General features: G+C 37.0%; 14 protein-coding genes. 13 read left to right on the top strand and 1 reads right to left on the bottom strand.

The annotated features are described in order from the left end of the window. On the bottom strand, positions 1-783 hold the full coding sequence (locus tag AC1DDK_RS12915; RefSeq protein WP_288880998.1) for a hypothetical protein: 783 nt from the start codon (positions 781-783) through the stop codon (positions 1-3). A 279-nt stretch (positions 784-1,062) separates the two neighbouring features. On the opposite strand from AC1DDK_RS12915, the gene AC1DDK_RS12910 reads away from it, so the two are divergent. The 13 genes from AC1DDK_RS12910 (at position 1,063) to AC1DDK_RS12850 (ending at position 25,108) form a co-directional block, all read left to right on the top strand. Then, the gene (locus AC1DDK_RS12910; protein WP_288880995.1) at positions 1,063-2,391 is read left to right on the top strand and encodes a cytochrome ubiquinol oxidase subunit I; all 1,329 of its coding nucleotides are present in this window, start codon (positions 1,063-1,065) and stop codon (positions 2,389-2,391) included. A gap of 4 nt (positions 2,392-2,395) precedes the next feature. Then, on the top strand, positions 2,396-3,412 hold the full coding sequence (locus AC1DDK_RS12905) for a cytochrome d ubiquinol oxidase subunit II (RefSeq protein WP_172659572.1): 1,017 nt from the start codon (positions 2,396-2,398) through the stop codon (positions 3,410-3,412). Between the two features lie 141 nt (positions 3,413-3,553). After that, positions 3,554-4,414, top strand: a complete 861-nt coding sequence (locus AC1DDK_RS12900; RefSeq protein ID WP_337716460.1) for a hypothetical protein — start codon at positions 3,554-3,556, stop codon at positions 4,412-4,414. 50 nt (positions 4,415-4,464) lie between these two features. After that, positions 4,465-7,233, top strand: a complete 2,769-nt coding sequence (locus AC1DDK_RS12895; RefSeq protein ID WP_337716462.1) for an outer membrane beta-barrel protein — start codon at positions 4,465-4,467, stop codon at positions 7,231-7,233. Positions 7,234-7,325: 92 nt separating this feature from the next. After that, positions 7,326-10,241: a ligand-binding sensor domain-containing protein gene (locus AC1DDK_RS12890; protein WP_337716465.1), complete on the top strand. Its 2,916-nt coding sequence runs from the start codon at positions 7,326-7,328 to the stop codon at positions 10,239-10,241. A gap of 219 nt (positions 10,242-10,460) precedes the next feature. Continuing rightward, positions 10,461-13,592: a SusC/RagA family TonB-linked outer membrane protein gene (locus tag AC1DDK_RS12885; protein ID WP_172659576.1), complete on the top strand. Its 3,132-nt coding sequence runs from the start codon at positions 10,461-10,463 to the stop codon at positions 13,590-13,592. An 11-nt stretch (positions 13,593-13,603) separates the two neighbouring features. Next, entirely contained in the window at positions 13,604-15,139 is a 1,536-nt protein-coding gene (locus AC1DDK_RS12880) for a RagB/SusD family nutrient uptake outer membrane protein (RefSeq protein WP_172659577.1), read from the top strand. Positions 15,140-15,206: 67 nt separating this feature from the next. Next, on the top strand, positions 15,207-16,610 hold the full coding sequence (locus AC1DDK_RS12875) for a glycoside hydrolase family 30 protein (RefSeq protein ID WP_288880982.1): 1,404 nt from the start codon (positions 15,207-15,209) through the stop codon (positions 16,608-16,610). A 48-nt stretch (positions 16,611-16,658) separates the two neighbouring features. Continuing rightward, positions 16,659-18,428: a cellulase family glycosylhydrolase gene (locus AC1DDK_RS12870; protein WP_288880980.1), complete on the top strand. Its 1,770-nt coding sequence runs from the start codon at positions 16,659-16,661 to the stop codon at positions 18,426-18,428. A 14-nt stretch (positions 18,429-18,442) separates the two neighbouring features. Beyond that, positions 18,443-19,612, top strand: coding sequence for a multiheme c-type cytochrome (locus tag AC1DDK_RS12865; protein ID WP_337716467.1), 1,170 nt, complete (start codon positions 18,443-18,445; stop codon positions 19,610-19,612). A gap of 66 nt (positions 19,613-19,678) precedes the next feature. Next, positions 19,679-20,260, top strand: a complete 582-nt coding sequence (locus AC1DDK_RS12860; RefSeq protein WP_172659581.1) for a sigma-70 family RNA polymerase sigma factor — start codon at positions 19,679-19,681, stop codon at positions 20,258-20,260. 72 nt (positions 20,261-20,332) lie between these two features. Then, a complete protein-coding gene (locus AC1DDK_RS12855; protein ID WP_172659582.1) occupies positions 20,333-21,385 on the top strand; it encodes a FecR family protein in 1,053 nt (350 codons plus the stop codon). Positions 21,386-21,544: 159 nt separating this feature from the next. Further along, positions 21,545-25,108: a SusC/RagA family TonB-linked outer membrane protein gene (locus AC1DDK_RS12850; RefSeq protein WP_288880975.1), complete on the top strand. Its 3,564-nt coding sequence runs from the start codon at positions 21,545-21,547 to the stop codon at positions 25,106-25,108. Positions 25,109-25,125 lie beyond the last annotated feature (17 nt).

Genomic DNA, 25,125 nt, shown 5'->3' with positions numbered 1-25,125 from the left:
TTATTTAAGTTCGGTATAGGTGATCTTAAAAGTTTGCTTACTTTGAAGTATTGTAAACTGTTTAGGGTAATCAACACTATCGTATTGATAACTGAAATCGGTATTTTCCAGCGGTTTATGTGTATTTGAATAGCTTAGCCTGTTGTTTGTATCGGCACAAAAAAAGCTGTAGCCCATTTCCAGAAATAGCAATTGAGCATGCTGTACATTCTTGAAGATTCCATTTTTTTCGTCATGGGTATATTTAATGGGAGATGCATCATTAGGAGAACCTTTTACGATAATACCTGATACATTTCCAGCTGAGCTATATGACCATGTACTTTCTTTATATGGATAAGAGGGGCCGTCGCCTGATGCTTGAATAGAAATCAGTTGTTCTTTAGTATTTCTCGTCAACATCAGGGAACCGGTAGGTGTATCTACTTTACCATCTATATCGAAAAATGTAACCTTTAAATCTGTATTGGCTGTTTTTCTAAAATAAATAGATTTAAAAGGTATTTTGCTTTTGTATTTAAGACATTCAAAGGGTAATTGATCTCGGTAAGTTATTTTAACACTGTAGCCATCGGAACTATTAACTTCTGAAATAAGAGCTGAGTTTTCGACGTATTTAAGGTTAATAATCAGATTTTCCGATTCCAGTTTTATGGGGATAAATTGTTTTTTAACAGGATCTGTAATAATCGGTTTATCTGTTTCTACAGGTTTTTCTTCTTTTCTAGGTTTAGCCTTTTTACAAGAGGCAATTAAATATAATTCCAACAATTGTAAGGACATATCTAAACTTTAATGTATTCATCATTATCTTTTGAAATGTTAGCGATCAACAGGTATCAAACATATTTATAAATATCTCTTTTAACAAATTTATTTTCTTTTTAGTTTGTTTTTTAGTTCTTTTAAAGAAATATAATTCTTTTTAAAGAATTGTAAGCGTATTGAAATATTGATAAAAGTATTGCTTGAAATACGGTCTGAAATTGGGTTCCTGTGCTTAAAACACGTACTTTTGCTTGACTATTTCTTTTAGCGACTAACGTTTATTAAACCCTAACTATGGACGATTTTTTAGCTGCCCGACTCCAGATGGCCTTCTCTCTTGGCTTTCACATTGTTTTTGCATGTATTGGTATGGTGATGCCCTTTTTTATGTCAGTAGCTCATTTTTACTGGCTAAAAACAAAAAAGGTTGTCTATAAGGACGTTACAAAAGCCTGGAGCAAGGGTGTTGCAATATTTTTTGCAACGGGAGCAGTTTCGGGAACGGTATTATCTTTTGAACTAGGACTCCTGTGGCCAACATTTATGGAGCACGCAGGTCCTATATTTGGAATGCCGTTTTCTTTAGAGGGGACGGCATTTTTTATTGAAGCGATAGCCCTTGGGTTTTATTTATATGGATGGGACAAGTTAAATCCGTGGTTTCACTGGGTGACTGGTGTTGTTGTAGGAATAAGTGGGTTATTGTCAGGAATTCTTGTGGTTGCTGCAAATGCCTGGATGAACAGCCCCGCCGGTTTTGACTTTGTGGATGGTAAGTATTTAAACATAGATCCTATAAAGGCAATGTTTAATGATGCCTGGTTTTCTCAGGCGCTCCATATGTCGGTTGCTGCATTTGTATCTACCGGATTTGCCGTAGCAGGTGTACACGCCCTGATGATTCTTAGAGGGAAAAATGTGCTCTTTCACAGTAAAGCTTTTAAAATAGCAGCAGTATTTGGAACAGTTGCAGCTTGCTTGCAACCTATCAGTGGTGATATTTCTGCTAAGGATGTTGCTCATCGCCAGCCAGCAAAACTCGCAGCTATGGAGGCTCATTTTCATACAGAAAGAAATGCGCCATTAATTATTGGAGGAATACCAGATACAGCGAATAAAAAAGTTGATTACGCAATTAAAATTCCTGGTCTGCTTAGTTTTATGACTACAGGGAATTTTAGTGGGGAAGTTAAAGGTCTCGACGTGATCCCAAAAGAAGACCAACCTCCGGTAGCGGTAACACATTATGCCTTTCAGATTATGGTTGGACTTGGAATGGCAATGGTGTTCATTGCTTTATTGTACTTTATAGCCCTTTGGAAAAAGAGACAATGGCTTAATAGTAACTGGCTATTAAAGCTTTTTATAATTGCAACTCCTATGGGATTTATAGCTTTGGAGGCAGGGTGGACGGTAACAGAGGTTGGACGACAACCCTGGATTATCAACGGTGTTATGCGGACTGTGGATGCTGCAACGCCAATGCCTGGAATTGCTTATTCCTTCTATCTCTTTACTGGTGTATACATTTCGTTGGCAATTATAGTGAGTTTATTGCTGTACCGTCAGATTACGATGGTTGGTAAATTATATGATTCTACTTCCAAACTACCTAAAAATTAATATTATGATCTATGTTGTTATTGTTTTCCTGTGGACATCAATTCTATTATATATCTTATTAGGTGGTGCAGATTTTGGAGCGGGAATTATAGAATTGTTTACCTCCAAAGGTAATCGATCCAAAACGCGTAAAACTATGTATGAAGCTATTGGCCCTATATGGGAGGCAAATCATATGTGGTTAATTATTGCTATTGTTATCCTTTTTGTTGGGTTCCCTAAAATTTATACTACAGTTTCAATCTATCTGCATATTCCATTAGTATGTATGTTACTTGGCATTATTGCCCGTGGAACTGCCTTCGTATTTAGAAACTATGATGCCGTTAAGGATGATATGCAAAAAGTATATACCCCAATTTTTATTTATTCAAGCTTAATCACCCCATTTTTCCTTGGAATAATTGCTGCCAGTTCCGTATCAGGTCAAATAGATGTTCAGGCACAAGATTTTCTTTCCGCCTATGTTTTTAGCTGGCTAAACTGGTTCTCTGTTTCGGTTGGGGTATTTACAGTTAGTATATGTGGTTTTTTGGCCACTATTTTTATCATAGGGCAGGCGGCTGACGATGACAGAAGCTTCTTTATCGGAAAAGCAAGGCGAACAATCTATACGGTTATGTTTTGTGGAGCACTAGTTTTTGTTGCTGCTTATCATGAAAACATCCCATTAGCAAGTTGGATTTTTGGAGACACTTTGGGTTTGACCGCCATTATTGCTGCAAGTATTTCATTGATTATTATGTTTTTCTTACTTCAGCGGAAGAAGCCTATATTGCTTCGTTTGCTTGCAGGATTTCAGGTTGCTATGATCTTATTTGCTGCCACATACAGCCATTTTCCAGACATCGTACTCCTTAAAAATGGGGCGAATTTATCGTTACTTACCCATCAGGGACAAGCAAAGGCGATAGATACATTAGGCTACGCCTTATTGATTGGCAGTATATTTATTCTGCCCGCCCTGGGTTATCTGATCTACATATTTCAACAAAAAAAGGAAGTACAGGAAGCCCATTAATTTGTATTGAGGTGGAATGCTATTGTAAAATTGATTGTAACAAGAATATTAACCGCTAAACTTGCTCATTAGGATTAAACCTAAGCGAGTTTAGTGAGTCATAATTCCAAAGCTATAGTTAATGACAAACTTTCACCAAATATGAAATCAATATTCTTAAAAATCACAGTAAATACTTTATTGCTCGCTGGTTTTTGCATGACAGTGCAAGCACAAAAACTTAAAGATGTGCAGGAAGGCAGTATAACTGCTCCGACTAACATAAAAGTTGATGGAAGAAATACAGAATGGAACGATACCTTTCAGGCCGAAAATAAACGGACCAGTATTTTATATACAATAAGTAACGATGATAAGAACTTATACCTTGTAATTAAATCAACTGATATAGCAAATAATTCAAAGATTCTTGCCGGTGGAATTACGCTTGCTATAAATACTGAAGGAAAAAAGAAAGAAAAGGAAAGCATTACACTTACATATCCATTGATTAACAGACCCGCACAAGGTGGTGGACAGGGAGGTGGACGGCGCCAAATGGGTGCCATAATGGGTGGAGGCGGAGGGGTAACGCAAACTCCTGAACAAAGAGATTCTATGATGGCTGTAATGCAAAAAAGGCAATTAAGTCAGGTCAAGGAAATTAAGATCAGCGGGTTTAAAAAAACAACCGATACCCTTATTTCCGTTTATAACGATTTAGGTATAAAGGCATTTGCTAGTATAGGGAATGACAAAGCATTCTTCTACGAATTGGCAATCCCATTTGAAGAGTTGGGCATTTCGAAAGATGCACCAAAGGAATTTGCATATAATATAAAATTGAATGGTTTACAATTTCAGAGACCAGATGGCGGTGACGGCGACGGAGGAGGAAGAGGCGGTTTTGGTGGTAATAGAGGCGGCGGTGGCGGTGGCAACTTCGGCCCTAGACGTTCTGGAATTGATTTTCAAGCATTAACCAGCCCAACAGATTTTTGGGGAAAATATATCCTTAAATAAGCTGTATACATAGATACTACTCACACACAAATAAACCACACAAACAAAAAATGAATTATTTATATAATGCATTGAGACCTGCTATTGTATTATTTCTACTGGTATTCAGTTCTGTAGTACTTTATGCACAGGGGCAACAAAATCCTCCTCCACCCTTGCCTACGCGTGAGATAAGTGGAATTGTAAAGGATTCTACAGACCTCGGAGTAATTGGCGCAACTGTTAGTTTAACTTCCGACAAGGATACCCTAAAAACCAGTACTAATAATGATGGTGTATTTGTTTTTAGAAATGTAAAGTCAGCAACTTACATTATTGTAGTTCAGAGTATTGGGTATGTTAATACCCCAGCAATGCGTTTTAAACAAAACGACACAAGCCCAAGGATTGTGATGGATCCAATAGTTCTTAAGGAAGAGCATAATACTTTGAATGAAGTAGTTATTAATGGAACTCCTTCAATTACCTATAAAACAGATACAGTTGAATACAAGGCCAGCGATTACATTGTCCGAAAGAATGCTACTGTAGACGAACTGCTCAAAAAGATGGAAGGTATGGAGGTAGGTACTGATGGAAGTTTAGTCCATCAGGGAGAAGCAGTTACTAAGGCCAAATTGAATGGAAAGGAATATCTTGGAGGTGACATCGCAAATGCAATTAAAAATCTTCCTGCTGAAATCGTTGATAAAATTCAGATTGTTGATGACTATGGTGATCAGGCGGCCCGTACAGGCGTAAAGGATGGTGATCCTGAAAAAATACTGAATATTACTACAAGAACAGATAAGTCTGTTGGAAATATGGTGAATCTGAACACCGCTGGAGGCAGTAAGGAAAGAAAGGAAGCCGGATTATTTGCTACGCGGATTAACGGAAATCAACAGATTGGTATAAACGGTAATTATAAAGATGCAATTAATCTTAATGCATTAAGTGGCACGACAAAGAATGCAAATGCCAGATTTAGTTTGCGTGATAAAATCGGGAAAAAAATAGACTATAATTTGGGCTATCAATTTCAAAATTCCAATGGAGACAATTTGAATGAGACCGAATCCCTAAGTATTTTAAATAATGGGCAATTGCACTCCAACAGTTCAAATACAGGCTTGCAAAAATCAAATAATCATAATTTTAAGCTTGAATTTGAAGTAAACCTGGACTCAAGTAATTACCTTAAAGTTGTCCCGACTTTCCAGTCTAATTCTACCGATAATAATGGCTCCTCCACCTTAAGCCAAAGAGGGAGTAGTCTTTCAATGGGGCTGGATCAGGACCGCCGCATAACAAATTCAAATTCCAGCACAGCGCCTCAATTTGGTATTTCCGCTTTTTATCAGCATCTGTTTAAAAAATACAGAAGGAATTTTTCAACCCAGATAGATTTGAATAAAAATAATCAGGATAATGAGCAGGAAAGATACAATTTCACAACTTTTTATACTGAAGCGGCGCAAGACGGGAAAGATTCTATAATTAATCAGATCATAGCACGTAAGAATCGACGTGATAATTATCGCGGGAGTATGACTTATGTGGAGCCTCTTGGAGTCAATACTCAATTCGAGGTGAATGCCCAGATAAATTACAATGGTTATGACAATACCGCGACGACAAGGGATATTTTAGATGGCGGCGTTTCAGATATTATAGATTCATTAAGCAACATTTATAATTATTCCTTTACACAGGGCCGGGTGGCGTTGAATTTTAGATATGGAATGACTAATGCTTCTAAAGTTCGTTTTTCTGTTGGTTTAACAGGTGTGCCAGCTTTATTATCCGGAACTAAAGTAAGTCTGGGTACGACAACAAACCGGACCAGTTTTAACCTGATCCCTATTGCAAGATTTGAATATCATTGGAGCAGACAGCAAAGAATATCCTTGAACTATTCAGGGAATGCAGTAGAACCAACATTTGATCAGATACAACCGGTAAGGGATGTTACAAATCCAAATAATCCGGTTATTGGTAATCCAGACCTGATAGCCACTTTTGTGCATACTTTAAGAGGTGATTATAATAATTATATTGCAAACTCCAAGCTCAATCTTTCACTAAACGTAAATGGGGCATATACGGAAAACGCTGTAATCAGAAATGTGGCAACTGTTGACAATCCAGATCCAAACCTCCCTGGCAGTAAAATTAATGAAACACGCTTTTTGAATGTTAGTGGAGTGTATAGACTAACCGGTAATTACAACATCAGTAAGCAACTCAACAACAGAAAGTATAATTTGCAACTTAATGGTACGGTGAGTTATAATCATAGCCTGAGTATGCGGGACGGTATCTTGAATACTACTGATATTACTTCTTTCGATCAGCGCTTTGGCCCAAAAATTAATCCTACGGAGTGGTTCGAAATCAATCCGAACATCGGATACAAAAATGAAAAATCTAATTCAACGCTTCGTTCCGGTAATAATGAAATTAACACGCTTTCTCTTAATTTAGATGGAAGAGTATATTTATGGGATGTATGGATGTTGGGTTACAATGGCAGTAAGCAGTTCATAAATGGTATAGTCGGAAATACAAATAATAGCCCTTTAGTGATAAATGCGAGTTTGGAACGTCAACTGTTTAACCGGAGAGGCCAGATCACTTTTCAGGCATTTGACATTTTAAATCAGAATAATTTTCTAAGAACACAGCAACCAGATGATGGCGGTTATATAAATACAAGAGTAAATCCCATCAGTAGATACTTTATGCTTAAACTGAGTATGAGACTGCAAAAATGGTCTGGTTCTCAAGGACGTGGTGGTAGAGGCATTATGCGTCGCGGAGACGGAAGCTTTATGTAGGACTTGATTTTTTAGGTGAGACACCTATGTTGATCAAAAATCCGTATTTTGGGTAGCTAACCAAATGCGGATTTTTTTGTCTGTTGTAATTTATGAGGAAAACTCTACTAATCATCCTAATTCTATATTGTTTTACCCATTTTGAAGGTCTGGGCCAAATTGGCACACCTCAAATACTTAACTATAATAATGACCAGTATAAAGCCGGAATGCAGAATTGGGATATTGCTCAAGACAAGAACGGTATTTTATATTTTGGCAATAATGAAGGTTTACTGAGGTTTGATGGCAGGTTCTGGAATCTTATTAAATTGCCAAATTTTACTTCTGTAAGATCTGTTGAAATAGATTCGAAAGATAGGATCTTTATTGGGGGACAGGATGAAGCCGGATATTTTTATCCAGAGAAAAATGGAATATTGAAATATCATTCAATTATCCCTCTCATCCCCGAAAAATACCGAAGTTTTGCCGATATATGGAATGTTGCTATTATAGATGATGCAGTAGTTTTCAGAACAACCAGCGTTATTCTTTATTATAAAGATGGGGTTGTAAAAACCTATAAACCAGATATAGAATGGCAATTTGCAGGTAAGAGTAATCATCAGTTTTTTGCTCATTCTAAAGGGCATGGATTAATGATTTATGACGGTGAGATCTGGAAACCATATTGTTCAGATCCAGTGTTGCTAAAATCTGCGGTGACTTCCATAATAGAATACAATAAAGACACCATGCTGGTCGCCACGTTAAAAAATGGACTTTTTTTAATGCACAACGGAAAACTTACACCTAAACCAACAGCCCTGGATCAGATATTTTATAACGACAGGATTTATGGTGCTGATAGGATAGACAGTAATAAGTACGTAATTGGAACTACCTCTGCAGGGGTTCTAATTATTAACAAACAGGGGAAGGTTTTACAAAAATATACCTATAAGGATGGTTTACAGAATAACAATGTAAGAGGCTTTATTACTGATAGGAGCAAAAACCTTTGGTTAGCACTGAATGATGGGATTGATTATGTTGCCATTAACAGCGCAGTAAAAAGCATATTTCCTGATAAGAATAAACAGATAACAAGCTATGCTATACGTAATTTCAATGGGAAATTATATATCGGAACATCTAATGGCTTATATGTAACAGAAATTGAAGATGGTATTGCTGATTTAAGTTTGTCGACCAAAGCATTTACGGAAGTTAAAAACTCTAAAGGGCAGGTCTGGAATCTTAGCGAAATCAACAACAAACTTTTAATGGGGCATGAGGATGGCTTTTTTGAAATTGAAAATGATGTTGCCCATCAAATATATAATCGGCCGGGAACATGGTTGTTTGAACCAACTTCAGAGGTTTATCCTTCACAGGATATTATAGCTGGCACCTATCTGGGTCTTCAGAAAATAAGTTATAGAAATGGAAGTTTTACCAATCAGGGCAAAATTGAAGGGCGTACAGAATCCTTAAGGTTTATCGCATTTGATGTCAACAATAATTTATGGGCATCGCATCCATATCACGGGGTATATAAAATTGAATTGTCTGAAGATTTTAAAAGAATAAAAAAATATACCATCTATACAGATAAGCAAGGGCTGCCTTCACATTTGTATAATTACATTTTTAAAATAAAGAATCGGGTTGTGGTCGCAACTAAAAATGGTGTATATGAATATGATGCGGCAAAAGATAATTTTAAGCCTTTTGTCTTACTTAGCGAAGCATTAAAGCAAATGCGAATCCAATATCTTAAAGAAGATTCTAAAGGAAACTTATGGTTTGTCTCAGATAAAAAAGTTGGAATATTAGATTTTGGACATCCAACAACTACAAAATCATTTACAATACATTATTTTCCTCAGCTAGATGGTAAAATAGTTGGTGGATTTGAGTCTATTTATTATCTGAATGATGAGAATGTTTTTATAGGTGCCAATAAGGGTGCTTATCATTTAAATTATGCCAAGTATTTGGAGAATATCCCAAAACCTAATGTTTTACTAGGTACAGTAAAGCTTTTTGGTAAAAAGGATAGTACAATCTTTGGTGGTTATTTCCTGAATAAAGATAAAATGGTAAAAACTCAGGATTTATCCTCTGTTTTAAAACTTGCGAATGTGTACAGTTCTCTTCATTTTGAATATTCATCTACACTATTTGAGCATCAGGCAAATATTGAATTCGGTTATCAACTTGTTGGCTTTGATAAAGAATGGTCGTCCTGGACGCAAAAAAGTGAAAAAGATTATACTAACCTCCCTGCCGGGAAGTATACATTTAATGTTAGAGCCAGAAATAGTTTTGGCAACGAGTCTGAAGTTGTGGGGTATACTTTTGAAATTTTGCCTGCCTGGTATCAAACGATATGGATGTATATGTTCTATGTATTGCTCCTGGGCGTAATTATCTATATGTTCTTTAAGTGGCAAAAGAAGAAACATATCAAAGCCCAGACCAGATTAAGCTATCTTCATCAGCTTGAAATGGATCGTAGCGAAAAAGAAATCGTCCGTTTAGAATACGAAAAACTGGAAGCCGATGTAAATTATAAAAATAGAGAGCTATCTAATATGACTATGCATCTGGTCCAGAGAGGCAAGGTGCTGGCTAAAATAAAAGAGGTGATTTCTGCTGTAATTAAAAATCACGATATCAACGACAGTTCCCCCAGCTTCCGACACTTGATCCGACTCATAAGAGATGTTGAAAAGAGTGATCAGGACTGGGAAAACTTCTCAATCCATTTTAATACTGTTAATACTAATTTCTTTAATAAGCTAAAAGATCAGTTTCCGGAGCTCACACCTAATGAGCTTAAATTATGTGCTTATCTTAAAATGAACCTTTCTACCAAGGAAATTGCTCAGCTCATGAACATTACAATAAAAGCAGTGGAGGTAGGAAGGTATCGGTTAAGGAAGAAACTGCATATTCAGTCTGAAACTAATCTATATGATTTCCTTATCCAGATATCAAGAACTGCTGAGGGCTCCTGATTAAAATAACTGTATTGTAAATCAGGAGTTTAGTTGCTCGCTGTAGTGGCGATGTAGTGGCGCTTGTATGGCGATAATGCCTTTGAATTTCTTTTTGTAGGGGTAGTGTAGTGGTATGGAAATATTATAAAAACCGTTTCCAGGTATAGATTTGAGTTAGCTGAAACCGCCAGGTGGAAGCCAAATTAACCAATTATAAACTAAACTAAATCTTATTGTATGAAAAGAAGTCTTACACTTATTTTCTTCGTTTGCTGTCTTCTTATGTCCCCATTTGCCTCAATGGCACAGGAAGTAACAGCAACGGGTAAGGTAACAGACAAGAGCGATGGAAAACCATTGCCAGGAGTTACCATAACATTACAAGGCACCACAAAAGCAACGCTCACAGACGCCAGCGGAAATTTTAGGATCGCGGTTCCCTCTGCAGGGTCAAAACTAATCATCAGCCAATTGGGGATGGTTTCACAAACAATAACCGTAACTAATAGCTCCTCTGTTAACATTGCATTAGAGACAGACGTTACTGCATTAGGAGAGGTAGTAGTAGTAGGTTATGGAACTCAGAAAAAGAGTAACGTTACTGGGTCAATTTCAAGTGTAAAAGCTAAGGACCTGGAAAGCATGCCGATAAATAGGGTCGAACAGGCTTTACAGGGCAGAACTTCCGGAGTAACCATAGCAACAAATAACGGGCAACCGGGAAGTGCAGCCACGGTAAGGATTAGGGGGTATACTACCTTTGCAAAAGATGGTAACAACAATCCTCTATGGGTGGTTGACGGAGTGATTGTAGATAATGGAGGTATTGGATACCTAAATCAATCTGATATCGAATCTATAGAAGTTTTAAAAGATGCAGCATCGCAAGCTATTTATGGAGCCCGTGCTGCAAATGGTGTTATCATAGTAACTACTAAGCGAGGTAAATCCGGACTTCTTCAAATTAACTATAATGGATTTTACGGTACTTCTGCAGCTGCAAAAACTTTGGATCTGTTAAATGCATCGGAGTATGCTACACTTAGAAATGAAGCGGCAAAAAATACAGACCCTAATGCAACTTTACCATTTGCGAATCCCGCAGCATTAGGCAAGGGAACCGATTGGCAGGATATCATATTTAACAATGATGCGAGGAGACAAACCCATGAATTTAGTATCGCAGGCGGCGGAGAGAAATCTACATTTTATTCATCTTTCGGATACATAAAGCAGGAAGGTATAGTTGCAAGTCCGATTTCAAAATGGAACAGAGCGAATATTCGTTTAAATTCTACTCATAAGCTTGCAAAATGGTTAACTGTTGGAGAGAATTTAGGATATAGCCATTCTGTAAATAGCAGCTTAGGTAATACAAATAATGAATTTGGAGGGCCTTTGAGTTCTGCTATTGGTTTAGATCCAACCACTCCGGCGATTGAAACCAACCCGGATCTTATTTCAAAACCACCATATACAACACCAAATGTTTTAAGAGATAAAAGTGGAAACCCATTTGGATTATCACCTTGGGTTGGCCAGGAATTAATTAATCCCCTTGCTTATATTCAAACAAAACTTGGGAATTATGGCTGGGATCATAACATAATTGGAAATGCGTTTGCAGAACTACAGCCTATTAAAGATTTAGTTTTTAGATCAACGTTAGGAACCAAGATTGCATTTTATGGCGATGATGCATTTAATCCGGTTGCCTATTTAAACTCATCCAATATCAGAACTAAAAACTCATTTGTACGTAATTGGAACAATGTTTTGAATTACAATTTTGAAAACACGTTGAGTTATTCAAAAACGTTTGGAAAGCATAATGCGAATATTATAGTTGGTCAGGGAATTTATCTTGATGAAAATGTCAAAACTTTAAATGTGACATTCAACAATATTATTGCAAATAACTTTGAAGAAGCAAATTTAAATTATAAACCAGTTAGTGCAGACAGAACTGCAGATGGAAACGATGGGACAGTTCATAAAGTTAACTCTTTATTTTCTCGTATATCTTATAATTATGACGAAAAATACCTCTTTACCGGTATTATCAGAAGAGATGGTTCATCGCGTTTTGGTGATAACAATAAGTTCGGATACTTCCCTTCATTTTCATTAGGATGGGTGCCTACTAAAGAGAATTTCTGGAAGGAAAATAACGTTATAAATTTCTTTAAAATCCGTGGGGGTTACGGTGTAACAGGTAATGATCAAATTTCCAATTTTGCTTACAATGCCCTGGTTTCAAGTGGACGGAACTATACTTTTGGAACTACAGATGTCAGCTCAATAGGATGGAGCCCGGCAGCCCCTTCTAATCCGGATTTGAAATGGGAAGAAACCCGCCAGACAACATTAGGTTTTGATGCCACTATATTCACCAACTTTACTTTGGCCTTTGACGTTTATAAAAAGAAAACAGTTGGAGTACTTCAGTATCCAACACCCCCAAGCTATCTAGGTGTAGCTGGAGCCCCAGCCCAAAACATTGGAGATATGGAAAATAAGGGTTTGGAACTTGAACTTGGATATCGTAAAACATTCGGAGAATTTAACCTTGGCGTAAATGGAAATGTTTCCTTCTTAAAAAACAAAGTAACTAAACTTGCCACAGGTAAATTATTTATTGAAGATGAAGCCCAAAGCTTTCAGGGTATGGGCAATATTACCCGAACAGGAATAGGGCACTCTTTCAATGAATTCTATGGTTACGAAACACTTGGCATTTTTCAAAATCAAGCGGAAATTGATAGTTATGTCGGACCAGGGGGAACTAAGCTGCAGCCTAATGCAAAACCCGGAGATGTTAAGTTCGCGAATTTAAATGGCGATAATCAGATTGAGGCAGCAGATAGGACATATCTGGGAAGCCCGATTCCAAAATATACTTATGGCCTAACAATAAATATGGCCTATAAGAACTTTGATTTTGTAGTGTTTGGAAGTGGAGCAGGTGGCAATATGATATTTCAAGGCTTACGTCGTTTAGATGTAACATTTGCTAACTGGCAAACTGACATCCTAAATCGTTGGACGCCTACAAATCCTTCGACTACCATACCAAGAGTTGTTGAAAAGGACGACAACAAAAACAACACTAATTTCACAAGAAGATATCTTGAAAAAGGAGATTATTTCAGATTAAAAACATTACAGCTTGGATATAACATTCCTAAAAATGTAATTCAAAAAATTGGTGCGCAAAAAGTACGTGTTTATGTAATGAGTGAAAACCTTTTTACCATAACTAAGTACACAGGGTATGATCCTGAAATTGGAGGAACTGTATTTGGAGTTGATAAAGGAATCTATCCGCAGGCACGTTCGTTTATGGTTGGATTAAATGTTGGATTTTAATAAACATCAAAATGAAAAATAAATTAACATATATAGCTGCTCTTTTTATTGGAGCGCAATTCATGGGATCATGTAAAAAGGATCTGGATGTAAATCCCAGAGAAAGAATACTTGAATCTAATTATTATAAAACTCCTGAACAGGCTTTTAGTAGTTTGATCTCGGTGTATGATCAATTTGGAAACCAGTCTGGTGGCTATTTAACCAAGCTAAATATTTTTTCTTCCGGGTCTGATGATCACTACGCTGGAGGTGATTCCCCATCTGATCTTGGTGATCTGCAGGCAATGAATAACTATACAGTAAGTTCATTATCCGGAGCACCAAGTTATCTGTGGGGTAAAGGCTTTACCGGGGTTTATAGGGCCAATATATTTTTACAAAAGGTAGAGGAGATTCAAATGGATGCCAGTACCAAAAACAGATATATTGCAGAAGCAAAAGCTTTAAGAGCTATCTTTTATTTCGACCTGGTTCGGATATTTAAGAACATACCCCTTATTTTAAAACCCGTTGAAACGAGTGATTGGTATAATGTCCTACAGGTTCCTCCTGCTGATGTATACAAACAAATTGAATTGGATTTAAAAGAAGCTATCCCCAATCTTCCGTTAACGGTTCCAAGAAACACTGAAGGTGGAAGGTTAACCCAGGGAGCGGCTCATGCAGTACTCGGTAAGGTATACCTTTGGCAGGAAAAATTTGCTGATGCCGCTACTGAATTTGCAGATGTAAACGGTCCTTCGCCCGGTACTACGCCTAGTAAATATGGTTATGTGCTAATGAGCAAGTTTGAGGACTTGTATAAACTCGCTAATAAATTCAATTCCGAATCCATTCTTGAGATTTCCTATAACAGCACTTCAAATATGGGCTGGGGTAATGTTGGTAGTGGCGAAGGTAATGTAGCTGGGATTATGTCGGGCCCTCGGAACTACAATATTCTAATTCCTGACAAAGCTCCGGATTATGTTTCCGGATGGAGTGTTATGCCATTTACTAAAGAGTTCTTTGCACTCATTCACTTCGATCCTCGTAATAAACCAACAGTTGCAAATTTAGATAGTCTTGAAAAGGCCGGTATTGTAACTTATAAACACGCCAACGATAATACTGGTTATTTTGTTGAAAAGTATGCTGGCAGAGTATCCACCAAAGCCAATAGCGGACAGCTTGAACTTAACTTCCCTTATAATCTTTATGAAATACGTTTGGCCGACACTTACTTAATGGAAGCTGAAGCTGTATTGAAAAGTGGAGGAGCTGTTGGAGCAGGAAGCAGAGCTTATGCTGCTTTAAATGCAGTAAGAGCCAGAGTTGGATTGAAACCAGTGGACGTTACCATGGATAATATAATAAAAGAAAGACGTATTGAACTAGCAGCTGAAGGACAGCGCTGGTTTGATCTTGTGCGTTGGGGACTTGCACCTGCTAAACTGGCCTTTAAAGGTTTTGTGGCCGGAAAAAATGAAACATTACCTATTCCAAATGGTGAACTAAATAATACAAAGATAGTTCAGAGTAAAGAGTGGGGTGGTACTAAATAATGCGCTAAGAGGTGGATAAGACATCCACCTCTTATTTCTGTTTTCTAATATACATCACTTAATAATTATGAGATCAAAAAAGCTCAGTTCAATTCTAGGGCTGGTTATTACATTTGTTTCATTTGTCGCAAATGCTCAAAATGATGTGAGCCTATGGCTTACAAAAGCAGATAAATCAGTTCTATTTACCAAACAGAAAAGAATATTGAAATTTGCGGGCATAAAAAATAACAATCCAACCATTGTAGTTGATGAGAAAGAGTCTTTCCAATCAATTGATGGTTTTGGCTATGCGTTAACTGGAGGAAGCGCCCAACATCTCATTAAAATGAGCCCTAAAGCAAGGGCAGCTTTGTTAAAGGAATTATTTGCTACTGATGGTAATAATATTGGGGTTAGCTATATACGACTGACCATCGGTGCCTCAGATCTAAATGAGAAAGTATTTTCATATAATGATTTAGCTGAGGGAGAAACAGATTTGGAGCAAACCAAATTTGAATTGGGTCCCGATCGAATAGATGTAATTCCTGTAATGAAAGAAATACTTTCTATCAATCCAAATATCAAAATAATGGGGTCGCCCTGGTCGCCACCGCTATGGATGAAAACATCTTATGATGCAAGAGGGGGGATGTTAAAACCTGAATTTTATGAAGCTTATGCAAAATACTTTGTCAGGTATATTCAGGATATGGGTAAAGAAGGAATTCATATAGATGCTGTTACTATTCAAAATGAACCACTTCATCCTGGCAATAACCCAAGCCTGCTGATGGTGGCACCTGACCAGGCAATCTTTATTAAGAATAACCTTGGACCCGCTTTCCAGAAAGCCGGTTTAAAGACAAAGATTATTATATATGACCATAATGCGGATCGTCCTGATTATCCAATTACGATTCTAAATGATCCTGATGCCAGGAAATACATTGATGGGTCTGCTTTTCATCTTTACGGCGGAGAAATTGAGGCATTAACAGATGTGCACAATGCCTATCCTGACAAGAATATTTATTTTACAGAACAAATGGTTATTGAAGATCCAAACGAAAATAGGATCAACATTTTATCACCAATTAAAAGACTCATTATAGGAGCTACCAGAAACTGGAGCAGAAATGTTTTAGAATGGAATTTAGCAGCAGATCCTGAAAATAAACCTTTTACGGATAGAGGAGGATGCCCGATGTGCCAGGGCGCAGTTACGATAGATGAAGATAAAGTGACAAGGAACCTAGCCTATTATTCGATAGCGCATGCATCTAAATTTGTTCGCCCTGGTTCTCTGCGAATTGCTTCCAGCGAGCCCAAAGAGCTTTCTAATGTTGCATTTAAAACTCCTGACGGAAAAAAAGTACTAATAATTGCCAATAGTGGAAAGAATGCACAAACATTTAATATTAGCTTTAATGGTAAATTACTAAGCGATACGATTGGCAATGGTGATGTTGCAACCTATATCTGGTAATATATCCTCAAAATAACTTTAACACACAATTTAACTTATACTCTTTTTATGTTTCAAAAATTAACATTAGTCAGGCTATTTTTTATAATAGCGGTATCTGTTTTGTATTCCACGTCTGGCTTGGCACAGGGCTTTTTAAGGGCAGATGGAAAGAAGATTGTAAATGAAAAGGGCGAGAATGTATTATTAAGAGGAGTTGGTCTTGGGGGATGGATGCTCCAGGAGGGTTACATGTTAAAAATAAATAAAGAAGGTCAGCAATATCGTATTCGGGAAAGAATTGAAGAGTTAATGGGGGCGAAACAAACCCAGGAATTTTATGATCTGTGGCTTGCCAATCATACCAGAAAGATTGATGTAGATTCAATGAAAGCATGGGGCTTTAACTCAATCAGGTTACCAATGCATTATAACCTTTATACATTACCTATTGAAAAAGAATCTGTGAAGGGACAAAATACCTGGCTAGACAAGGGATTTGCGATGACAGACTCTTTACTTTCATGGTGCAAGGCAAATCAGATGTATTTAATTTTGGATCTTCATGCAGCACCTGGTGGACAGGGAAATGATTTAAATATTTCAGATCGAGACCCTTCAAAACCGTCACTATGGGATAGTCCTGCTAATCAGGAAAAAACGATAGCTTTATGGAGGAAGTTAGCAGAGCGATATGTCAATGAACCCTGGATTGGAGCATATGATATCATAAACGAACCTAACTGGGGATTTGAGGACCTTGCAAAAGACAAGAATGGAATAAATGAAAAAAAGAATGAGCCATTAAAGAAATTAATGGTTGATATCACAAAAGCAATAAGAGAGGTTGATAAAAAACACATTATTATAATTGAAGGTAATGGCTGGGGAAATAATTATAATGGCATTCTTCCTCCTTGGGACAATAATATGGTTCTAAGCTTTCATAAATACTGGAGCTATAATGATCAGGCATCGGCGGAAAATATGATCAAGACAAGAGATCAGTATAATATTCCTGTTTGGTTAGGTGAGACAGGAGAGAATTCAAATGTTTGGTTTACCGAGGCCATTCGCTTATTTGAAACTAATAATATTGGTTGGGCATGGTGGCCGCTAAAGAAAGTTGGGGCCAACAATCCAATGGAAATAAAATCTAACCTGAACTATAATGATGTTGTAAGTTATATAAATGGAAATGGAAATAAACCTAAAGAAAGTAATGTTTATAGTGGTTTAATGGAGCTTGCTACTTACGCAAGACTTGAAAATACAATTATCCATTATGATGTAATTGACGCAATGATCCGTCAGCCTTTTTCTGCAGAAACCAAGCCATTTAAAAAGCATATTATTGGAAAAACTACTACTGTGAATGCAGTTGATTACGATTTGGGCAGAAACGGCGCTGCCTATTTTGATAAAGATACGGCAGACTATCACGTCTCTACCGGAAAATATACTGCAGGAAACAAAGGAAGAATTTATAGAAATGATGGGGTGGATATTGCAAAAGACAGTGCCAAATATGAATCTTATTACGTTAATAATATTGAATCAGGAGAGTGGCTTCAGTATACTGTTGATCTAGAAAAAAAAGGAATATATACTATTAAATTAAATGTCGCTTCAGATAATACGAAGGGAAGGATTTCTTTAGCTTCTGACGGAGCCTTAATCGCAAAAGAAATCACGGTATCCAACACAGGCGGATTAACAACTTTTAAAACAATAGAAATAAAGAATATTCCACTCAAAGCAGGGAAACAAAGTATAAAGGTTTTGGCAGATACAGGTTATTTTAATTTTAATTACCTTCAATTTATTAGACAAATGTAATTGCAAATTAAATTATGAAGCGTAAAGGACGTTTACTCCTTGTGTTCAGTACTATAGCTATTTTGGTGATTCTATTCTCCCAATGTATGGATACCTCCAAAAATATGAAAGCAACAGAAACATCCATTGCAGGTGCAAAAACATGTGTCCAATGTCATAAAGATATTTCCAATTCTTATTTAAATGATGTTCATTATGCTGCTTCAAGCCCGGTAGAGAATAATAATCAGATCAAACTTGGTACTGATTACGTTTATGAGTATGATAAAAACTTAAAAGTTGCCATAGAAAAAAGAGATAGTGGTACCTATCAGGTTGTTTATTTTAATGGAAAAGAAGATCTGGCTAAAAGATTTGATATTGCTATTGGGGCAGGTAAAAATGCTTATACCTATGCCTCATGGAGAGGGAATATATTAAGACAACTTCCACTCTCTTTTTTTAATCAAATAAATGGATGGGCTAACAGTCCGGGTCTGCGAACAAGCAACCCGGATTTTGGAAGGATAATAGACTCACGATGCTTAGAATGTCATAGCTCCTTTATAGAAAGTAACAAGGCAAATAATGGCAGTTTAATTGTTTCGCACGAAATGTTGAAATCTTCTCTTGTTTATGGAATTGATTGTGAGCGCTGCCATGGGCCAGCAGGTAAACATGTTGAATTCCATTTAAAAAATCCTGATGAGAAGGAAGCTAAATTTATGGTGCTTTATAAAACACTTACAAGGAAACAAAGAGTTGATGCATGTGGCATTTGTCATTCCGGTAATGATGCAGAGTTACTGAAATCTACATTTTCTTTTAAGCCAGGAGAAGATATTAAACAATATTACGCGCATGTTTCATCGGCTCAGGAATCCCAACTCGATGTTCACGGCCAGCAAAACCAGATGCTTGAGGGGAGTAAATGTTTTACTAAAAGTAATTCGCTCGAATGTTCAACGTGCCATAGCCCGCATGATCAGAACAAAGGAAGCTTAACATTGTATTCAAAAAAATGTATAAGTTGTCATGCTACCATAAAGCATACACAAAAAACATTGGAAAACGCTATGGTAAAAACCAATTGTATTGATTGCCATATGCCTTTAAAACCTTCCAAGGCAATTAGCTTCCAACAGGCCGGCATGTCAGACGTAAGTCCGTATATGCTCAGGTCACACCGTATAGCAATATATTAAGTGTAAAAATTTTGTGTCACTGTTTGAATTATATTGTTAAATTTGTTTTAAGCAGACATTAAATTCATGGATTACAGGCTCTTATCTGATGACGAATTAATTGTTCTTTTCAAAGGAAGTTGCCAGCATGCGTTTAAGGAGATGTATTTGCGGTACTGGCAAAAGGTATATCAGGTTGCCTATAAGAAAGTACACCATAAAGAGCTTGCCGAAGAGTTAACCCAAAATCTCTTTGTGGAACTATGGAGACGAAGAGAAACAGTAACAATAAATTCATTAGGGGCTTATCTTTTCGGGAGTTTAAAATATTGTATAATCAATCACTACAAATCATTATTAGTTCAGGAAAACTATCACAATTACGTAAAGGCTTCTGCGAATTACGGAGTAGTAAACAATACCGACTATCTATTGATGCTTAATGAACTATCTGATGCACTGGCCAGAGGGATTGCTCTGCTTCCAAAAAAAACTGCCGAAGTGTTCAGAATGAGCCGAATTGAACACCGCTCGGTTAAGGATATATCTGAGCAGCTTCATATATCCGAAAAAGCAGTTGAATATCACATTACCCAATCGCTTAAATCAATTCGGTTTTACCTTAAAGAGTACCTGTTTCTATTGGTTGCTTTTATTATGTTTCTATAAGTTTCATTTTTTTTTAAAATTATTTTAGGGATAAGGGCTACTTAGCTTACATATAGTTTAAAAGCTATAAAAATGAGCAGAGAAGCATTTCATCTATTACTGGAAAGATACCTGCAGAACAGGTGTACAGATGAAGAAAAGGAAATTATCGAAAAATGGTATGGAATGCTTGATAAGCATGATATGGAAGATATTGCCCCAACCCAAATAAATGCATTGGAGCAGAAACTGTGGGACAGAATACATGAAAGTGCCATCACAGAAGATGAAACTCCTGTTCGTAAACTTAAACCTCAGCGCCAAACATCCAGAACTTTAATAACTGCTGTTGCTGCCGTAATTGCAGGCTTTGTAATTATTACCGCCTATGTATTCTTTAGAGTTGACAGTAAAAAACCTGAATTCATGGTTGCCTCAATTGCAAACAATATTAATTCTGTTTCAAATAATACTGCTATGCCCATGGTAGTAAATTTGGAAGACGGAAGTTCTGTTACCCTGCAACCAAAATCTTTATTGAAGTACCCTAAACATTTTTCCAAAACTGTTCGTGAAGTCACACTTGAGGGAGAAGGCTTTTTTGAGATCAGTAAAAACCCATCCAAACCATTCCTTGTATACAACAGCAATGTAATTACAAGAGTTGTAGGAACCAGCTTTATTGTAAAAACAAATAGTACAGCAAGCGAAACTGAAGTAACAGTTAAAACAGGAAAAGTAATTGTTTCTCCAAACTCCGGGACCCTTTCCTTTAAAATTGGTGACCTCTTAAAATCAGGTAAAGGGGTGATACTTACCCCAAATCAGAAAACTGTTTATAGTGCCTCCGAAAATACATTTGCAACCACACTTGTTGATAAACCTTTACCGATAGCAAAAAATAATAAGCAACCTATAAAAGAGAGCTATTCTTTCAATGACAGCCGTGTTGCCGATGTCCTAAATCAGCTTCAAAAATCATATGGGATTGAATTTGTTGTGGAAGACAAAGAATTGTACAACTATACATTTACGGGCGACCTCTCTGAACAAGATTTATACAGTCAGTTAGATTTTCTATGTGAATCAATTCAGGCAACCTATCAGGTAAAAGAGACTAAAATAATTATCAAAGAAAAAAATTAAAACCTAAAAATCAACCAGAACTAAAAACCTAACCAGCTTATGAAGAAAAGAGAATTTTACTAACCAAATGATAAAAAAAAACTGACAATGTTGCGGGACATTGCCAGTTAAAAATTCTGTACGAAAAGTTTCATATTAACGAACAAAACTCCTAAAGTTATGAAAAAAAAGCGATTTGTTGCTTTAATAAAAACAGCAATGAGGATATCTATAGCCCAAATATTTCTTGTAGTTCTATTCACATGTGGCGCAGCGGCAAAAAATGCTGGCGCTCAGGGAATATTGAATAAAGAAATTTCCATCAGCATTAATGATGCTAAGGTAACCGAGATATTAAATGAAATTCAAAACCAAACAAAAGTTAAATTTATTTATAGTCCATCGGTAATTAAGTCTGAGCGAAAAACATCAGCAAACTATACCAAAAAACGGCTTGGAGATATCCTTGACGAGACATTAAATCCACTAAGTATCTTCTATAAGGTAATTGATAACAGAATTATTCTGTACGATAAAGATATGTCTAAGAAGACTAATGAGCCAAATACCAATAAGCCCCCTGTTCCAGTCAAAGGTAAGGTAACTTCAACAAAAGGAGAAACATTACCCGGGGTAAGTGTAAAAGTAAAAGGTACTACAACAGCTACTATTACAGATATAAATGGAAATTTTGCCATTAGTGTGCCTGATGCTAATGCTGTTTTGGTTTTTTCTTATATCGGTTTTACGTCAAAAGAAGTTCCGGTTAATGGCCAGAGCACTTTAAATGTTCAGCTTATCGAAGAAGAAACTTCATTAGGTGAAGTTGTTGTTCTGGGATACTCAACACAAAAGAAAAAGGACCTTACCGGGGCCGTTTCTGTGGTGAATGTTGCCGACATGATTAAACAACCCAGCCCATCCATAAATAATCTGTTGCAAGGACAGGCCTCTGGGGTTACCATTTTGGGTTCCGGACAACCTGGAGAAGAGCCTCAGGTGCGTATCAGGGGAGTAAATACTTTTGGCAATAACAACCCACTTTACGTGGTTGATGGTGTTCCAACGCTCAATGTAGCCGATATTAATCCGAATGATATAGAATCGATGCAGGTGTTAAAAGATGCAGGATCAGCTTCAATATACGGATCACGTGCGGCAAATGGAGTTATTGTAATCAGTACTAAAAAAGGTAAGGATAAAGTAAAGGTACAATATGATGCTTATTATGGTACACAGCGACCTAAAACAGGAAACGTTTGGAATATTTTGTCGCCACAGGAGATGGCAAATCTGAAAAGACTTGCTGAAGCAAATACTGGAGAAACTGAATTTGATGATCCACTATATGGAAATGGTCCAACCTATGTATTGCCCGATTATATCTATCCACTAGGGGCTAAAGAGGGAGATCCATCTGTAAACCCATCCTTATATAATGTAAAACCGTTATTTACTTCTGATGAAGAGTATAATAACTTTTACAGAATTAATAGAGCAAACAAAGCAGGAACGAACTGGTATGATGAAATATTTAACCCGGCACCAATAACCAGTCAGAACATCTCTGTAAGTGGCGGTTCAGATCAGGGGAGTTATCTTTTCTCTGCAAATTATTTCAATCAGAAAGGAACATTGGATAGAACTTATCTAAAAAGATATACAGTGCGTTCTAATACTCAATATAACATTGGAAAATATGTCAGGGTTGGAGAGAACTTAGCTTATACCATTACAAATAATCCTAAAATAGACGGGCTTAGTGGTGACAATGCTATAGGGCATGCTTTTAGAGAGCAACCTATTATCCCTGTATATGATATTATGGGGAATTTCGCAGGTGGTTATGGTGGGAAATTAGGCGATGCCTATAATCCGGTAGCCATGCTGTATCGTACTAAAGATAATAAGGCAACAGACAACAGGTTATTTGGAAATATCTTTGCAGAAGCAGATATTTTGCCTTTTTTAACACTTAGAACTGCATTTGGTGCCGATTCATTTTCAGGTGCATCAAGATCATTTGTTTTTCCTCAATATGAAAATGCAGAGAATACAACTAGTAACAGTTATGCCGAATCTTCAAATACTGGATTAGAATACACCTGGACAAATACCTTATCATTTAACAAAACTTTTAACCTGCATAGTTTAAAGGTATTGGTAGGAACTGAGTACAACAAGAACCGGTATAGCACCATGAGTGGAAGTAACAAAGGTTATTTCTCATTTGATCCCGATTATACAAACCTTTCGAATGGTAGCGGCCCAATGGAAACTGTTAGTGAAAGAACTGCTGATGCTTTGTTCTCACTAATAGGGCGTGTTGATTATGCATTTAATGACAAATATCTTATCGGAGCTACTATCCGTAGAGATGGTTCATCTAAATTCCTGAAAAACACATATGGAGTTTTTCCTGCAGTAAGTGGTGCCTGGAGGATCTCAAAAGAAAGTTTTTTATCCGATGTGAAATGGATTACGGATCTAAAAATAAGAGGTGGCTGGGGTATTATGGGTAACCAGGTAAATGTTTCCGGTGCCAACTCCTTTACAACATTTGGCAGTTCAATTGGCCAGTCTTATTATGCAATAGGTGGCGGAAATGCTGTAGTTGCAGGATTCTTTCAAAACCAAACCGGAAATCCGGATGCAAAATGGGAGAAAAATGTAAACTCAAACTTTGGTTTTGATGCAACATTATTTGGTGGCGGTATAGAGATCTCTGCTGATTATTACCAGAAAAATGTTCGTGATCTTTTGTACAATCCAGAAATGATTGGAACTGTTGGTGCTGCTACTGTGCCATTTGTTAACATAGCTCAAATGAAAAATGATGGGTTCGATATTTCGTTAACAGGACATAAAGATGTAGGAAGCGATCTTAAACTTAATGCGACGGCTACAATTACCACCTACCGTAATGAGATAAAAAAAGTATCTGGAGATGTAGATTATTACGATGTAGATTCAAGAAGATTTGATGGTAGTCGTATTATTCGTAATGCTGTAGGACACTCGGTTAGTGAATTCTTTGGTTATAAAATAGCGGGATTCTGGAATTCAGACAATGAAATTGAAGCTGCAAATACAAAAGCTCAAGCTGTTACTGGTGATCCAAATACTGTTTATCAGGATGATGTTAAAGTCGGCAGGTTTAAATACGCAGATGTAAATGGCGACGGAATGATTACGGCCGATGACAGAACCTTTTTAGGTAATGCAAATCCGGATTTCAGTTACGGGCTTAATCTGGGTGCTAGTTTTAAAAACTTCGACTTTAGTGCTTTCTTTTATGGTGTTCAAGGCAATTCAATTTGGAATCAGGTAAAATGGTGGACAGATTTTGTGCCTTCTTTTGGCGGAGCAAAAAGCCACACAGCTCTTTATGACTCATGGACACCCTCGCATCAGAATGCAAAGGCACCAATACAGGAAACAACCCAATCTTTTAGCACAAACAGTGTCCCTAATTCTTATTTCGTAGAAAAAGGATCTTACCTGAGACTTAAAAACGTGCAAATTGGTTATACACTCGCTGCAAATAAGCTTCAAAAGCTGGGTGTTAACAGGCTAAGGGTTTATATCTCTGCGGCCAATTTGTTCACAGTAACAAAATATTCAGGAGTAGATCCGGAAGTTGGAACCTCAAGTGAAACAGGACAGCAAACAGCCTACGGGGTTGATGACGGTTCTTATCCAAGTCAACGGACTTTTTTACTGGGTTTAAATTTACAGTTTTAATTACCTAACGGTTTAAG

It is taken from the genome of Pedobacter sp. 05T44, from assembly GCF_056395985.1.
Note: the sequence above shows the minus strand (reverse complement) of the source record. Positions and strands in the feature narration are given on the sequence as shown.

Bases quoted from the DNA above. Each gene is read 5' to 3' on its own strand.
- AC1DDK_RS12915 (WP_288880998.1), bottom strand. From the start codon at position 783: ATGTCCTTACAATTGTTGGAATTATATTTAATTGCCTCTTGTAAAAAG.
- AC1DDK_RS12910 (WP_288880995.1), top strand. From the start codon at position 1,063: ATGGACGATTTTTTAGCTGCCCGACTCCAGATGGCCTTCTCTCTTGGC.
- AC1DDK_RS12875 (WP_288880982.1), top strand. From the start codon at position 15,207: ATGAGATCAAAAAAGCTCAGTTCAATTCTAGGGCTGGTTATTACATTT.
- AC1DDK_RS12865 (WP_337716467.1), top strand. From the start codon at position 18,443: ATGAAGCGTAAAGGACGTTTACTCCTTGTGTTCAGTACTATAGCTATT.
- AC1DDK_RS12870 (WP_288880980.1), top strand. From the start codon at position 16,659: ATGTTTCAAAAATTAACATTAGTCAGGCTATTTTTTATAATAGCGGTA.
- AC1DDK_RS12895 (WP_337716462.1), top strand. From the start codon at position 4,465: ATGAATTATTTATATAATGCATTGAGACCTGCTATTGTATTATTTCTA.
- AC1DDK_RS12880 (WP_172659577.1), top strand. From the start codon at position 13,604: ATGAAAAATAAATTAACATATATAGCTGCTCTTTTTATTGGAGCGCAA.
- AC1DDK_RS12890 (WP_337716465.1), top strand. From the start codon at position 7,326: ATGAGGAAAACTCTACTAATCATCCTAATTCTATATTGTTTTACCCAT.
- AC1DDK_RS12850 (WP_288880975.1), top strand. From the start codon at position 21,545: ATGAAAAAAAAGCGATTTGTTGCTTTAATAAAAACAGCAATGAGGATA.
- AC1DDK_RS12905 (WP_172659572.1), top strand. From the start codon at position 2,396: ATGATCTATGTTGTTATTGTTTTCCTGTGGACATCAATTCTATTATAT.
- AC1DDK_RS12900 (WP_337716460.1), top strand. From the start codon at position 3,554: ATGAAATCAATATTCTTAAAAATCACAGTAAATACTTTATTGCTCGCT.
- AC1DDK_RS12860 (WP_172659581.1), top strand. From the start codon at position 19,679: ATGGATTACAGGCTCTTATCTGATGACGAATTAATTGTTCTTTTCAAA.
- AC1DDK_RS12855 (WP_172659582.1), top strand. From the start codon at position 20,333: ATGAGCAGAGAAGCATTTCATCTATTACTGGAAAGATACCTGCAGAAC.
- AC1DDK_RS12885 (WP_172659576.1), top strand. From the start codon at position 10,461: ATGAAAAGAAGTCTTACACTTATTTTCTTCGTTTGCTGTCTTCTTATG.